The sequence below is a fragment of the Streptomyces sp. NPDC045678 genome, from assembly GCF_056432085.1.
Window position 1 is genome coordinate 190,357 of the sequence record NZ_JBWKJS010000011.1, and the last position, 13,218, is coordinate 203,574.

The 13,218-nt window shown below is 69.7% G+C and carries 12 protein-coding genes and 1 pseudogene; 9 read left to right on the top strand and 4 right to left on the bottom strand.

The window, feature by feature from the left end; all coding sequences use genetic code 11:
- Positions 1 to 69 precede the first annotated feature (69 nt).
- From AC07DO_RS33685 to mutM, 4 genes are all read left to right on the top strand, one after another.
- The gene (locus AC07DO_RS33685) at positions 70 to 753 is read left to right on the top strand and encodes a YceD family protein (RefSeq protein WP_150172663.1); all 684 of its coding nucleotides are present in this window, start codon (positions 70 to 72) and stop codon (positions 751 to 753) included.
- A 2-nt stretch (positions 754 to 755) separates the two neighbouring features.
- Positions 756 to 929 (top strand): 50S ribosomal protein L32, encoded by a 174-nt coding sequence (gene rpmF, locus AC07DO_RS33690; RefSeq protein WP_026165248.1) that lies wholly within the window; start codon positions 756 to 758, stop codon positions 927 to 929.
- Between the two features lie 7 nt (positions 930 to 936).
- Positions 937 to 1,755, top strand: a complete 819-nt coding sequence (gene rnc, locus AC07DO_RS33695; RefSeq protein WP_479065180.1) for a ribonuclease III — start codon at positions 937 to 939, stop codon at positions 1,753 to 1,755.
- A 68-nt stretch (positions 1,756 to 1,823) separates the two neighbouring features.
- Positions 1,824 to 2,684, top strand: coding sequence for a bifunctional DNA-formamidopyrimidine glycosylase/DNA-(apurinic or apyrimidinic site) lyase (gene mutM, locus AC07DO_RS33700; protein ID WP_479065182.1), 861 nt, complete (start codon positions 1,824 to 1,826; stop codon positions 2,682 to 2,684).
- On the opposite strand, the gene AC07DO_RS33705 is transcribed toward mutM, so the two are convergent.
- Complete coding sequence (locus AC07DO_RS33705; protein ID WP_479065184.1) at positions 2,657 to 3,055, bottom strand: winged helix-turn-helix transcriptional regulator; 399 nt, start codon at positions 3,053 to 3,055, stop codon at positions 2,657 to 2,659. The two genes, mutM and AC07DO_RS33705, sit on opposite strands and share 28 nt — an antisense overlap.
- A 149-nt stretch (positions 3,056 to 3,204) precedes the next feature.
- On the bottom strand, positions 3,205 to 3,552 hold the full coding sequence (locus AC07DO_RS33710) for a DUF7848 domain-containing protein (protein ID WP_479065186.1): 348 nt from the start codon (positions 3,550 to 3,552) through the stop codon (positions 3,205 to 3,207).
- Positions 3,553 to 3,901: 349 nt separating this feature from the next.
- On the opposite strand from AC07DO_RS33710, the pseudogene AC07DO_RS33715 reads away from it, so the two are divergent.
- A pseudogene (locus AC07DO_RS33715) lies at positions 3,902 to 4,671 on the top strand (helix-turn-helix domain-containing protein).
- A 101-nt stretch (positions 4,672 to 4,772) separates the two neighbouring features.
- Here the strand turns inward: AC07DO_RS33715 and AC07DO_RS33720 are convergent.
- Positions 4,773 to 5,660, bottom strand: a complete 888-nt coding sequence (locus tag AC07DO_RS33720) for a CAP domain-containing protein (RefSeq protein ID WP_479065188.1) — start codon at positions 5,658 to 5,660, stop codon at positions 4,773 to 4,775.
- A gap of 128 nt (positions 5,661 to 5,788) precedes the next feature.
- On the opposite strand from AC07DO_RS33720, the gene AC07DO_RS33725 reads away from it, so the two are divergent.
- The 4 genes from AC07DO_RS33725 to AC07DO_RS33740 all read left to right on the top strand — a co-directional run bounded on the left by AC07DO_RS33725 (position 5,789) and on the right by AC07DO_RS33740 (position 12,127).
- Positions 5,789 to 6,070: an acylphosphatase gene (locus AC07DO_RS33725; RefSeq protein WP_479065189.1), complete on the top strand. Its 282-nt coding sequence runs from the start codon at positions 5,789 to 5,791 to the stop codon at positions 6,068 to 6,070.
- A gap of 402 nt (positions 6,071 to 6,472) precedes the next feature.
- A complete protein-coding gene (locus tag AC07DO_RS33730) occupies positions 6,473 to 6,676 on the top strand; it encodes a hypothetical protein (protein ID WP_055551056.1) in 204 nt (67 codons plus the stop codon).
- A gap of 256 nt (positions 6,677 to 6,932) precedes the next feature.
- Complete coding sequence (smc, locus tag AC07DO_RS33735) at positions 6,933 to 10,493, top strand: chromosome segregation protein SMC (RefSeq protein WP_479065191.1); 3,561 nt, start codon at positions 6,933 to 6,935, stop codon at positions 10,491 to 10,493.
- A 209-nt stretch (positions 10,494 to 10,702) separates the two neighbouring features.
- On the top strand, positions 10,703 to 12,127 hold the full coding sequence (locus tag AC07DO_RS33740; protein ID WP_479065192.1) for a sugar porter family MFS transporter: 1,425 nt from the start codon (positions 10,703 to 10,705) through the stop codon (positions 12,125 to 12,127).
- A 52-nt stretch (positions 12,128 to 12,179) separates the two neighbouring features.
- Here AC07DO_RS33740 and AC07DO_RS33745 read toward each other — a convergent pair whose 3' ends face one another.
- A complete protein-coding gene (locus tag AC07DO_RS33745) occupies positions 12,180 to 13,163 on the bottom strand; it encodes an LLM class flavin-dependent oxidoreductase (protein ID WP_479065193.1) in 984 nt (327 codons plus the stop codon).
- Between the last annotated feature and the right edge of the window lie 55 nt (positions 13,164 to 13,218).

Genomic DNA, 13,218 nt, shown 5'->3' on the forward strand with positions numbered 1-13,218 from the left:
CGCATACGTCCGCGATCCAGGCTGCCCACCCGAGCGGCGTTTTCAGCGGCATCGGTGCGGCGGCCCCCCTTGAACTCCCAGGATTCGAAAGCAGGAAAAGCCCTGAGCACGCGCCTCGACCACCGAAACCCCCTCGTGTTCGACACACACGAGCTGGGGCGGCGTCCTGGTGCCATGCAGCGGCTGACCCGCGAGATCGAGGCGCCCGGTCCGCCGAGCGCCTTCGGCATCGAAGGGGTCATCGGAGTGCCGCAGGGCGCCCCGGTCGAGCTGGAGATCCGTCTCGAGTCGGTCATGGAAGGGGTGCTTGTCACAGGCACCGCCCGTGCATCGGCCGAGGGGGAGTGCGTAAGGTGTCTGGAGCCGCTCGAGCTGGAGCTCGACGCGGACTTCCAGGAGATGTTCTCGTACCCTGACGCCGACGACCGGGGCCGCACCGCGGAGCCGGCCGACGACGCCGAGGAAGACGAGAGCAGGCTCTACCTCGAGGACGGCATGTTCGACCTCGAGCCCGTGCTGCGTGATGCGGTGGTGCTCGCACTGCCGATGCAGCCGGTGTGCCAGGACGACTGTCCGGGCCTGTGCTCCCAGTGCGGAGTGCGGCTCGCGGACGACCCGGACCACCACCATGACGCCGTCGACATCCGTTGGGCGGCTTTGCAGGGACTCGCTGGCACCATCCAGGACGGCGAGAAGGACGAGATGAGCGGCGCCGAAGCGGAAGCGGGCGTCGACGAGAAGCAGGAGAAGTAGCCGTGGCTGTTCCGAAGCGGAAGATGTCGCGCAGCAACACGCGCCACCGCCGGTCGCAGTGGAAGGCTGCGGTCCCCACCCTGGTTTCGTGTGAGCGTTGCCAGGAGCCCAAGCAGCAGCACATCGCGTGCCCGAGCTGCGGCACCTACAACAAGCGCCAGGTCCTCGAGGTCTGAGCGGCTGGTGAGAGGCACCGTGTCTAGCCCCAAGAAGGCGGAAGACGCCAAGAAACTGGCGGAGACAACGGCCTCGTCCCACACGCTTCTGGAAGGGCGGCTCGGGTACAAGCTCGAGTCCGCCCTTCTGGTGCGTGCGCTGACCCACCGTTCGTACGCGTACGAGAACGGCGGCCTGCCGACGAATGAGCGACTTGAGTTCCTCGGGGACTCGGTGCTCGGCCTCGTCGTCACGGACACGCTGTACCGCACCCACCCCGACCTGCCCGAAGGCCAGCTGGCCAAGTTGCGGGCCGCGGTGGTCAATTCGCGTGCGCTGGCGGAGGTCAGCCGTGGCCTCGAACTCGGCTCCTTCATCCGGCTCGGCCGGGGTGAAGAGGGCACGGGTGGCCGGGACAAGGCTTCCATCCTCGCCGACACCCTCGAAGCGGTGATCGGCGCGGTCTATCTGGACCAGGGTCTGGACGCCGCGGGAGAGCTGGTCCACCGGCTCTTCGACCCGTTGATCGAAAAGTCCTCGAACCTGGGCGCGGGCCTGGACTGGAAGACCAGTCTCCAGGAGCTCACCGCGACGGAGAGCCTCGGCGTGCCCGAGTATCTCGTCACGGAGAGCGGCCCCGACCACGAGAAGACTTTCACTGCTGCCGCCCGCGTCGGAGGCGTCTCGTACGGCACCGGCACCGGCCGCAGCAAGAAGGAAGCGGAGCAGCAGGCCGCCGAGTCCGCGTGGCGTGCGATCCGCGCCGCGGCGGACGAGCGGATCAAGGCGGCCGAGGCCGCCGCTGCCGCCTGGTCCGAGGGGACCGCCGACACCCCCTCGGTCTGACCACCGCCCATCCTTTGCTGCCGGTCGCTCCCTCCGGGGGGCGGCCGGCATCGTGCTGAAGGAGACCCATGCCCGAGTTGCCCGAAGTCGAAGTCGTCCGGCGCGGTCTGGAGCGCTGGGTCAGCGGGCGCGTCGTCGCCGACGTGCAGGTGCTGCATCCGCGTGCGGTACGACGGCACGTGGCGGGCGGCGAGGATTTCGGGAGCCGGCTGACCGGGCACCGGATCGGTCTCGCGCAGCGGCGCGGCAAGTATCTGTGGCTGCCGCTCGCCGACTCCGCGCAGTCCGTCCTGGCCCATTTGGGCATGAGCGGCCAGCTGCTCGTGCAGCCTCATGAGGCGCCGGACGAGAAGCACCTGCGGATCCGGGTGCGCTTCGCGGACGTGCAGGGCACCGAGCTCCGCTTCGTCGACCAGCGCACGTTCGGCGGGCTCTCGCTCCACGACAACACCCCCGACGGGCTGCCCGATGTCATCGCGCACATCGCCCGCGACCCGCTCGACGCCGCGTTCGACGACGACGCCTTCCACCGCGCGCTGCGCCGCCGGCGTACGACGATCAAGCGGGCGCTGCTCGACCAGTCGCTGATCAGCGGGGTCGGCAACATCTACGCGGACGAGGCGCTGTGGCGCTCGAAGCTGCACTACGAACGGCCCACCGGCACGTTCACACGCCCGCGCACGGCCGAACTCCTCGGTCACGTACGGGACGTGATGAACGCGGCCCTCGCCGTCGGCGGCACCAGCTTCGACAGTCTCTACGTCAACGTGAACGGCGAGTCGGGCTACTTCGACCGGTCGTTGGACGCGTACGGCAGGGAGAACGAACCGTGCCGCCGCTGCGGCGCCGCGATCCGCAGGCGCCCCTGGATGAACAGGTCCAGCTACTTCTGCCCGCGCTGTCAGCGGCCGCCGCGCGTCGCGTCGTAGCGCTCCTGGGCGCGCGCCACGTCGTCCTGCCGGTTCTCCACGAAGCGGATCAGGGCCAGCAGGCGTTCGGCGACCTCCCGTCCCAGCGGTGTGAGCGCGTAGTCCACGCGCGGCGGGTTGGTCGGCTGCGCGTCTCGGTGCACCAGGCCGTCGCGCTCCAGCGCGTGCAGGGTTTGCGAAAGCATCTTCTCGCTCACGCCGTCGACGCGACGTCGCAGCTCGTTGAAGCGGAACGTGCCGTCGTGCAGCGCACCCAGGGTGAGCCCGCCCCAGCGTCCCGTGATGTGCTCCAGGGTGCCCCGCGAGGGGCACTGGCGGGAGAACACGTCGTACGCCAGGTCAGTCGGTTCCCCACCGACGATCGGTTCCATGAGGACAGCCTACTCGCGCACAGCGCTTTCGAATAGTTAGCGCAGGCGGGGGTGGCGCTGGCTCAGGAGCCGGAAGAAGCCGCGTAGCCGCACCCCGCCCCGGGGCGCATCACATGGTGAGGGTGCGGCTGCGGTCGGTCCCGCGCCCCTTACGTCATGACGGCCCGACACGGACGGCAGATGATCTCCCTGAAAGTGTGGTGCGTGGGATGGCGCCCCACGTGTCCGAACACCCAGGACTGCCCAGCGAGGACTCCGTCTTCCCCGTCTTCGAACGGCGCCGACATGGCATCCGAACCCTTGCCGTCGTCCTCGCAGACGACGCAACACATGCGCCGTGTCACAGGTTCCGCATCCGGTTCGCGGTCCGGGGCGAGGTGCCACGTAACCTCGCGGATCAGCGCCTTGGTCATGAGCGCCGTCCCGTGGCCGTCGCGGTCACGTGCACGATTTCGCCCGGGCGTGGGGTCCTGGCGAACTCGGCTGCGCAGTCCCATTCCCGGCCCCCCCCGACGGGCTCCTGAGTTGGTAACGGCCGCCGACGCGGTCCATCACGACGCCCAGCCGCTTGCGCGCTTCGTCGATGACCAGGGTGCCGATCCTGTACTGCCTCACGTCGTGAGACGCCGTTCCCGCGGTGGTGGGCCGCTGCGCATCTTCGGTCATGTCGCCTGCTCTCTCAGGTGGCCGTGCCCCCGGACGTTCGCGCGTCGCGGTGGCCTCTGTCGCCCCCCAACCGTGGCCCCGTCACAACGGGCAGCGCGATGACGGCAAGGGCGTCAAAGGGGCGGCACGGGGGGCGTCATTTCGGTGTCATTACCGACGTGACGGAGCTACCGTGATCGCATGACCACACCGAACAGCACCCTCCGGGCGGTCCGTATGGGGCTGCTCTTGTCTCAGGACGAGTTCGCGCGTGCCATCCGTGAGGCCGGCACGCGGGCCGGCCAGCGCAACGACGCGTCCAAGCGGCTCGTTCAGCGCTGGGAGGCAGGCATCATCGCTGCCCCCGCCCCCTCTACGCTCGAGCTCTGGAATCCGTGACAGGCCTACCCGTCGAGGCGCTCGGATTCGCGGCCGCGCCCATGGCGCGCGTCTCCGAGGACGGTCGGGGTGGGCACGACCTCAAGGACTCTCCCGTCGGCGTCCTGGAGGCGAGCGGGACACCGACCCCCCAGGCGGCGCCCCGGGGAAACTACTCCGGCGTGTGGCTGTCGACGTACGAGTTCGTATCGAGCGGCCGGAACAACGAGGTCTTCACCGGCAAGCACTTCGTGGTGCTGCTTCAGCACGGCAACCGACTGACGGCGCGCAGCCTGCCGAACGCATCGCTCAACCCGGACAGCCCCCTGACGCTGGACCTCCAGATCGACGGCAGCGCGGTCACCGGCACATGGACGGAGCAGACGGCGTCCGAGGGCTACTACAGGGGAGCCCGTTACTTCGGTGCGCTTCAGATGCTGGTAGATCCGACGGGGCGCCGGATGTCCGGCAAGTGGTGCGGCTTCGGCAAGGAGTTCGACGTGAACACGGGCCCATGGGAGCTGCGACTCATGGACTCGTCGACCAGCAAGGCGACCTTGGCTGCGTACGACCGCGCGCCGGACGCGTCCTGACTACTCACCCAACCACCCGAAAATCCGCCCGGGGACCGCTTCCAGGCCGTCCGGACCGCTAGGGCAAGACCCTGTCCGAGCAGCTCGGACGGGGGGACCGCTCAGAACCCGAAATCCTGCGTCCACCACGGGCCGCCCGGCGCGAAGTGTGCTCCGACGCCGAGGGTCTTGTAGTCGCAGTTGAGGATGTTGGCGCGGTGGCCCGCGCTGTTCATCCAGGCGTCCATCACCGACTGCGCGTTGGCCTGGCCGCGGGCGATGTTCTCGCCGCCCAGATTCGTGATCCCGGCCTTCTCGGCGCGGTCCCACGGCGTCGCGCCGTCCGGGTCGGTGTGGTCGAAGAAGTCGCGCTCGGCCATGTCCGAGCTGAAGTCGCCGGCCAGCGCGGCGAGCCGGTCGTCGGCCCGCACCGGCCGGCAGCCCGCCTTGGCCCGCTCCTGGTTGACCAGCGTGAGCACCGCGGCCTCGGCCGTGCTCTCGTCGGACGACGACTCGGAGCGGCCCGGCGGGGGAGCCTTGGGCTTCTTCTCGGGCTTGTGGGACGGAGCGGGCTTCGGCTTGCCGCTCTTGTCTGCGTCCCGCTCGGGAGCAGGGGACGACGGCTTCTCGGACGGGGTCCTGGACGGCTTCCGCTCGGCCTTGGAGGGCGTGGGATTCGGGGCCTCGGAGCGTCCGGTGCCGCGGCTCGGGGTGGGTTCGCCGCGGTCGGCATCGCCGCTCCGGCCGCCCTGGGCGTCCACCTCGGTGGGGACGGCCGCGGAGCGCACCTCGCCGGGGTCGTCACCGCCGCCGAGGCGGTAGCCGTCGCTGCCGGGGAGTACGCCCGCGGCGACCGCGACGGCGCCCATCGCGACGGCGGCCGAGACACCGAGCAGACCCGTGCGGACGGGGGTGTAGGCGCGGCCCCTGCGGCGGTGCGACACCGTCCCCGGGTGGTCCTCAGGGGTGGCGGCGGCCCGTCCAGCGCCGGAGCGTCGGTGGCGTCCCATCTCCTGGCCTTTCGTCCTAAGATCAACGTGACTCACCCATATGAGTGAGGCTCATCGATCCGCGACTGTACGCGATGACGCATGGGGACGAAGTGCTCACAGAGCAATTGGCCGGTTAGCGTGCACCCATGAACGAAGACGTACGACTCACCGCCTGGGTGCGCGGACGCGTGCAGGCCGTGGGATTCCGCTGGTTCACGCGGGCCAAGGCCCTGGAGATCGGCGGGCTGAGTGGTTTTGCTCTCAATCTGGAGGACGGCCGCGTCCAGGTCGTCGCCGAAGGGCCCCGGACCGGCTGCCAGACGCTGCTCGACTGGCTCCGGGACGGCGACACACCCGGCCGCGTCGACGGGGTCACCGAGATCTGGGACACACCGCGTGGCATATACGAGACCTTCGCCATTCGCTGAGCCTGACCCGGGCGAACGCGGTGGGGCCGGCGCGGCGGGGCGCCGGACGAGTGTCCCGGGCAACTGCCTGAGGCAGAAAAGGCCTGGTGGTTGCCAAGAACGGCTTGTCGTGGCAGGCTCCCCGGGTAAGGATGATCTCCACGCCCCCAGGGCCCCGAAGGAGTAGCAGCGCCGCCGGTTTCCAGGCCGCGCGCCCCCGGGTCGCCCGCCAATACGGGGTGTGATCGTGTTGACCGTCAAACTTTTTGGTGAGACTCTGGAAGCCCCGCGCACCTTAGCTGTTTGGCATGTGAGAACGGCCAGCAAGACCCAGCGAAACAATGAGTGCCAAGCACCGCGGGTGCGATTCCCTCACGACCCACACCGCTTCGGTCGGTCACTCAGTGTGGAGGACCATCCATCATGGCAAAGGCGCTTCTCGGTTACGTCGGCGGCAGCGACCCGCGACTTCTCGCCGAGATGCGACGGCTCCAGCAGCGCGTCCAGGACCTCGAATCCGAGCTCGGCCGTATCCAGGCCGAGAACGACGCGCTCGCGGCTGCCGCTTCTCACGAATCGCTCCTGGAGAGCATCGACGTACCCCAGGCGGAGCCTGCGCTCACCTGACCCCTGTCCGCTCACTAGCAACCAGGGCCTTGAGCTGATGAACAAGCGCCCTTAGTACCCAACAAGTGGTCAGACTGTCAGTGTCAGTCAGCCGCTTGCCCTCACGTATGCAAGACATGCAAGAGGTATGCAAGACATCCAAGGGACGCTTCGGCGTCCCTTCTTTCTTGTCTCGTCGTACGTTGCTTCCTTTACCGTCTGATGTGCCCTGCACCTTCATCGGTGAAACGGTCAGTGAAAGGTAGAGTCCGACGGCGTGCATCTCAAGGCCCTGACCCTGCGCGGCTTCAAGTCCTTCGCGTCGGCGACGACACTGAAGTTCGAGCCGGGCATCACCTGCGTCGTCGGACCCAACGGTTCCGGCAAGTCCAATGTCGTGGACGCGCTGAGCTGGGTCATGGGGGAGCAGGGCGCCAAATCCCTGCGCGGCGGCAAGATGGAGGACGTCATCTTCGCCGGCACCACCGGGCGGCCCCCGCTCGGCCGCGCCGAGGTGTCCCTCACCATCGACAACTCCGACGGCGCGCTGCCCATCGAGTACGCCGAAGTCACCATCACGCGGATCATGTTCCGCAACGGCGGCAGCGAATACCAGATCAACGGCGACACCTGCCGCCTCCTCGACATCCAGGAACTGCTCTCCGACTCCGGCATCGGCCGCGAGATGCACGTCATCGTCGGACAGGGACAGCTCGACGGAGTGCTGCACGCCGACCCGATGGGGCGCCGCGCGTTCATCGAGGAGGCCGCGGGCGTACTCAAGCACCGCAAGCGCAAAGAGAAGGCGCTGCGCAAGCTCGACGCGATGCAGGCCAACCTCGCCCGCGTCCAGGACCTCACCGACGAACTGCGACGCCAGCTCAAGCCCCTCGGCCAGCAGGCCGCCGTCGCCCGCAGAGCCGCCGTCATCCAGGCCGACCTGCGCGACGCCCGCCTGCGCCTGCTCGCCGACGACCTCGTCCGCATGCGCCAGGCACTGAACGCCGAGGTCGCCGACGAAGCCGCGCTCAAGGAGCGCAAGGAGAGCGCCGAGGCCGAGCTGAAGGCCGCCCTGCAGCGCGAGGCGCAGCTGGAGGAAGAGGTACGCCGCCTCACGCCGCGGCTGCAGCGCGCCCAGCAGACCTGGTACGAGCTGTCGCAGCTGGCCGAGCGGGTGCGCGGCACCGTCTCGCTGGCCGACGCCCGGGTCAAGAGCGCCACCGCCGCACCGCCCGAGGAGCGGCGCGGCCGCGATCCGGAGGACATGGAGCGCGAGGCCGCCCGGATCCGCGAACAGGAGGCCGAGCTCGAAGCCGCGCTGGAGGCCGCCGAACACGCCCTGGACGACACCGTCGCCCACCGCTCCGACCTCGAACAGCAGCTGGCCGTCGAGGAGCGCAGGCTCAAGGACGTGGCGCGCGCCATCGCCGACCGGCGCGAGGGACTCGCCCGGCTGCACGGGCAGGTCAACGCGGCACGGTCGCGGGCGGCGTCCGCCCAGGCCGAGATCGACCGGCTCGCCGTCGCACGCGACGAGGCCGCGGAGCGCGCGGTCGTGGCGCAGGAGGCGTACGAGCAGCTGAAGGCCGAGGTCGACGGGCTCGACGCGGACGACGCCGAGCTCGGCGAGCGGCACGACGCGGCGAAGCGGGAACTCACCGACGCCGAGGCCGCGCTCACCGCCGCCCGTGAGGCCGCCACCGCCGCCGAACGCAAGCGGGCCGCGGTCGCCGCCCGGCACGAGGCGCTCGCACTCGGCCTGCGGCGCAAGGACGGCACGGGCGCGCTGCTCGCCGCCAAGGAACAGCTCACCGGGCTGCTCGGCCCGGCCGCGGGACTGCTCACCGTCGCCCCCGGCCACGAGGTGGCCATCGCCGCCGCACTCGGCGCCGCGGCCGACGCCGTCGCCGTCAGCGGCCCGAGCACCGCCGCCGAGGCCATCCGCCTGCTGCGCAAGCAGGACGCGGGGCGTGCCGCACTGCTGCTCGGCGGCGCCCCCGACGACGTACCGCAGGAACGTCCCGGCGGGCCGCCGTACGCCGCCGACCTCGTGCGGGGACCCGACGAGCTGATGCCCGGGGTGCGGCGACTGCTGCGCGGGATCGTCGTCGTCGGCACGCTGGAGGACGCAGAGGACCTGGTCTACGCACACCCCGAACTGACCGCCGTCACCGCGGAGGGGGACCTGCTCGGGGCGCACTTCGCGCAGGGTGGCTCCGCGGGGGCGCCGAGCCTGCTCGAAGTGCAGGCGTCCGTCGACGAAGCCGCCGTGGAGCTGGAGCAACTCGCCGCGCAGTGCGAGGAGTTGGCGCGGGCGCAGGAGCGTGCGGGGGAGCGGCGCAAGGAGTGCGCCGCGCTCGTCGAGGAGTTGGGGGAGCGGCGCAGGGCCGCCGACCGTGAGAAGTCGTCGGTGGCGCAGCAGTTGGGGGCGCTCGCCGGGCAGGCGCGGGGCGCCGCGGGCGAGGCGGAGCGCAGCACCGCCGCCGCGGCGAAGGCGCAGGACGCCCTGGACAGGGCGGTCGAGGAGGCCGAGGAGCTCGCCGAGCGGCTCGCCGTCGCCGAGGAGGCGTCCCCGGCCGGTGAGGACGAGGAGCCCGACACCTCCGTGCGGGACCGGCTCGCCGCCGACGGGGCCAACGCCCGGCAGACCGAGATGGAGGCCAGACTCCAGGCGCGTACGCACGAGGAGCGGGTGAAGGCGCTCGCGGGTCGCGCGGACTCCCTCGACCGGGCCGCCCGCGCCGAACGCGAGGCACGCGCGCGTGCCGAACAGCGCAAGGCGCGGCTGCGCCACGAGGCGGCCGTCGCCGAGGCCGTCGCGTCCGGCGGGCGTCAGCTGCTCGCCCACGTCGAGATCTCCCTCGTACGGGCGGACGACGAGCGCACCGCGGCCGAGCGCGCCAAGGAGGTGCGGGAGCGGGATCTGCTCGCCGCGCGGGGCCAGGGCCGTGATCTCAAGGCCGAGCTCGACAAATTGACTGATTCAGTTCACCGGGGCGAGGTACTAGGAGCCGAGAAGAGGCTGCGGATCGAGCAGCTGGAGACCAAAGCACTGGAGGAGCTCGGTGTGGAGCCGGCGGGACTCGTGGCCGACTACGGCCCCGATCAGCCCGTGCCGCCCTCGCCCGCCGCCGAGGGCGAGGAGCTGCCCGACGACCCGAGCCATCCGCGCAACCTGCCGGTGCCGTTCGTCAGGGGCGAGCAGGAGAAGCGGCTCAAGTCCGCCGAACGGGCGTATCAGCAGCTCGGGAAGGTGAACCCGCTGGCTCTCGAGGAGTTCGCGGCGCTGGAGGAGCGCCACAAGTTCCTCAGCGAGCAGCTCGAAGACCTGAAGAAGACACGGAGCGACCTCCTCCAGGTGGTGAAGGAGGTCGACGAACGCGTCGAGCAGGTCTTCACCGAGGCCTACTACGACACGGCCCGGGAGTTCGAGGGCGTCTTCTCGCGGCTGTTCCCCGGCGGTGAGGGACGGCTGATCCTGACGGATCCCGACAACATGCTCGCCACCGGCGTGGACGTCGAGGCCCGGCCGCCCGGCAAGAAGGTCAAGAGGCTCTCGCTGCTGTCCGGCGGCGAACGGTCGCTGACGGCCGTCGCGCTGCTCGTCTCGATCTTCAAGGCGCGGCCCAGCCCGTTCTACGTGATGGACGAGGTCGAGGCGGCGCTCGACGACACCAACCTGCAGCGGCTCATCCGCATCATGCAGGAGCTGCAGGAAGCCTCGCAGCTCATCGTGATCACGCACCAGAAGCGCACGATGGAGGTCGCGGACGCGCTGTACGGCGTCTCGATGCAGGGCGACGGCGTCTCGAAGGTCATCAGCCAGCGACTCCGCTAGCCCCACCTTCCAAGGCTTCAAGACTTGAACGTACTGGGCCTCAAAGTGCCCTCAAATTCACAGCAGCCCACCTATTGACTTCGTAACTTGAAGGCATAGTCTCTGCAACGTTGCTTTTACCTTCAGGTGGTGGGCGGCGTGAAGTTGTGCGCCACTTGAAGAACTCGCCCCCACCCCCGGCGACGTTGCCGGTGGCCCGAGGAGTACACGTGACCAGCACATCGCAGGCGCCTCAGTCCGGAGCCAGAGAGGCCCATCCGGACCATCTCGGCCATGTCATCTTCATTACGGCAGCCGCCGCGATGGGTGGCTTCCTCTTCGGCTATGACAGTTCGGTGATCAATGGCGCGACCGTCGCCATCCAGCACCGCTTCGACGTCGACGCCAACATGCTCGGCTGGATCATCGCCACCGCGCTCCTGGGCTGCGCCGTCGGCGCGGCCGTGGCCGGACGCATCGCCGACCGCATCGGCCGCATCCGCTGCATGCAGATCGCCGCCGTCCTCTTCGCGGCCAGCGCCATCGGTTCGGCCCTGCCCTTCGCCGCCTGGGACCTCACGGTGTGGCGCCTCATCGGCGGCATCGGCATCGGCATGGCCTCGGTGATCGGCCCGGCGTACATCGCCGAGGTCGCGCCCCCCGCCTACCGCGGCCGTCTCGCCTCGTTCCAGCAGGCCGCGATCGTCATCGGCATCGCCGTCTCCCAGCTGGTCAACTGGGGCATCCTGAACATGGCCGACGGCGACCAGCGCGGCAAGGTCGGCGGGCTCGAGGCCTGGCAGTGGATGCTCGGCGTCATGGTCATCCCGGCGCTGCTCTACGGGCTGCTGTCCTTCATCATCCCCGAGTCGCCGCGCTTCCTGATCTCGGCGGGACGGCACACCGAGGCCAAGAAGGTGCTCGGCGAGGTCGAGGGCACCTCCATCGACCTGGACGCGCGCGTCGACGAGATCGAGCGCGGCCTGCACCGCGAGCACAAGCCGTCCTTCAAGGACCTGCTCGGCAAGGTCGGCTTCCTGCCGATCGTGTGGATCGGCATCGGGCTGTCGGTCTTCCAGCAGCTCGTCGGCATCAACGTGATCTTCTACTACTCGAACCAGCTGTGGCAGTCGATCGGCAAGGACCCGAGCAGCTCGTTCCTGTACTCGTTCGAGACGTCGATCGTGAACATCGTCGGCACGGTCATCGCGATGATCTTCGTCGACCGCATCGGCCGCAAGCCCCTGGCCATCATCGGCTCCGCGGGCATGGCCGCGGCCCTGTTCACCATGGCGTGGGCGTTCTCGTACAAGACCGGCTCCGGCGACAACGTCTCGCTGCCGAACGCGCAGGGCCTGACCGCGATCATCGCCGCCAACGCCTTCGTGCTCTTCTTCGCCCTGTCCTGGGGTGTGGTCGTCTGGGTGCTGCTCGGCGAGATCTTCCCCAACCGGATCCGCGCCGCCGCGCTCGGTGTGGCCGCCTCCGCGCAGTGGCTCGCCAACTTCGCGATCACCAAGACGTTCCCGAGCATGTCCGAGTGGTCCCTGACCGGCTCGTACATCATCTACGGCGCGTTCGCCGCCGTCTCGATCCCCTTCGTCATGAAGTTCGTCAAGGAGACGAAGGGCAAGGCCCTGGAGGAGATGGGCTAACCCCCGCTGCCCCCTCCTCTTCAGGAAGCTGCCCCGGCCGAAGGACTCGTGCTCACTTGTCCTTCAGCCGGGGCAGTACGTTTTCGCAGAAGTGGTGCAGGCTGCGCCAGCCCTCGTCGATCGGCATGCCGCCGGAGAGCGGGTGCAGGATGAGGCTGCCCGCGCCGCTCTTCGCGTACTCCACGCACTGGTCGGGCGTCAGGACGCGGTACACGCCCTCGGCGCGCAGCTCCTCCACCGTCGTGGCCGTCGACTTCACCGCCGAGCGGATGTCCTTGTTCTGCCAGGAGGCGTACGTGCGGGCCTCGTGCAGGAAGTGTTCGCCGTGCTTGGCCCAGGTGAGGTCCGGGTCGTCGGCGACGTGCAGCAGCGGGGTCTCGGCGGCGGGCATCATCGTCCAGCCCTCCGTGCCGTGCTCCGTGAGCTGCTCCTGGTAGTACGCCTCCAGGTCGGGCAGATGGGCGCTCGGGAAGAACGGCAGTCCGAGCCGGGCCGCGCGCCGGGCCGCCGCCTTCGAGGAACCGCCGACCAGCAGCAGCGGGTGCGGCCGGGTGAAGGGGCGCGGCGTGATCCGCACCGTGCGGCCGCGGAAGGTGAAGGGCTCACCCGTCCAGGCCGCGAGCAGCGTCTCCAGCAGCTCGTCCTGGAGCTTTCCGCGGCTCTTCCAGTCGACGCCCGACTGCTCGTACTCCTCGGGCCGGTAACCGATCCCCGCCACCGTGACCAGGCGTCCCGCGCTCAGCAGGTCGAGCACGGCGATGTCCTCGGCGAGCCGCAGCGGGTCGTGCAGCGGGCCGATGATCGCGGACACCGTCACCGCGATGCGCCGGGTCGCTCCGAACACCGCGCCCGCGAACGTGAAGGGCGAGGAGATCCAGTTGTTCTCCGCGCCGTGGTGCTCCTCGGTCTGGATCGTGGAGATGCCGCGGTCGTCCGCGTACGTGGCCATCTCCAGGGCGGCACGGTAGCGCTCGCTCAACGAGGCGGGTGTGGCGGCGGGATCGACGAGATTGAACCGTACGACTGTGGTGGGCATGGGAACGTCCCCCTTCACCGTGCGTGGGCGGCGAAGGGGGACGGTAGTTGACCGG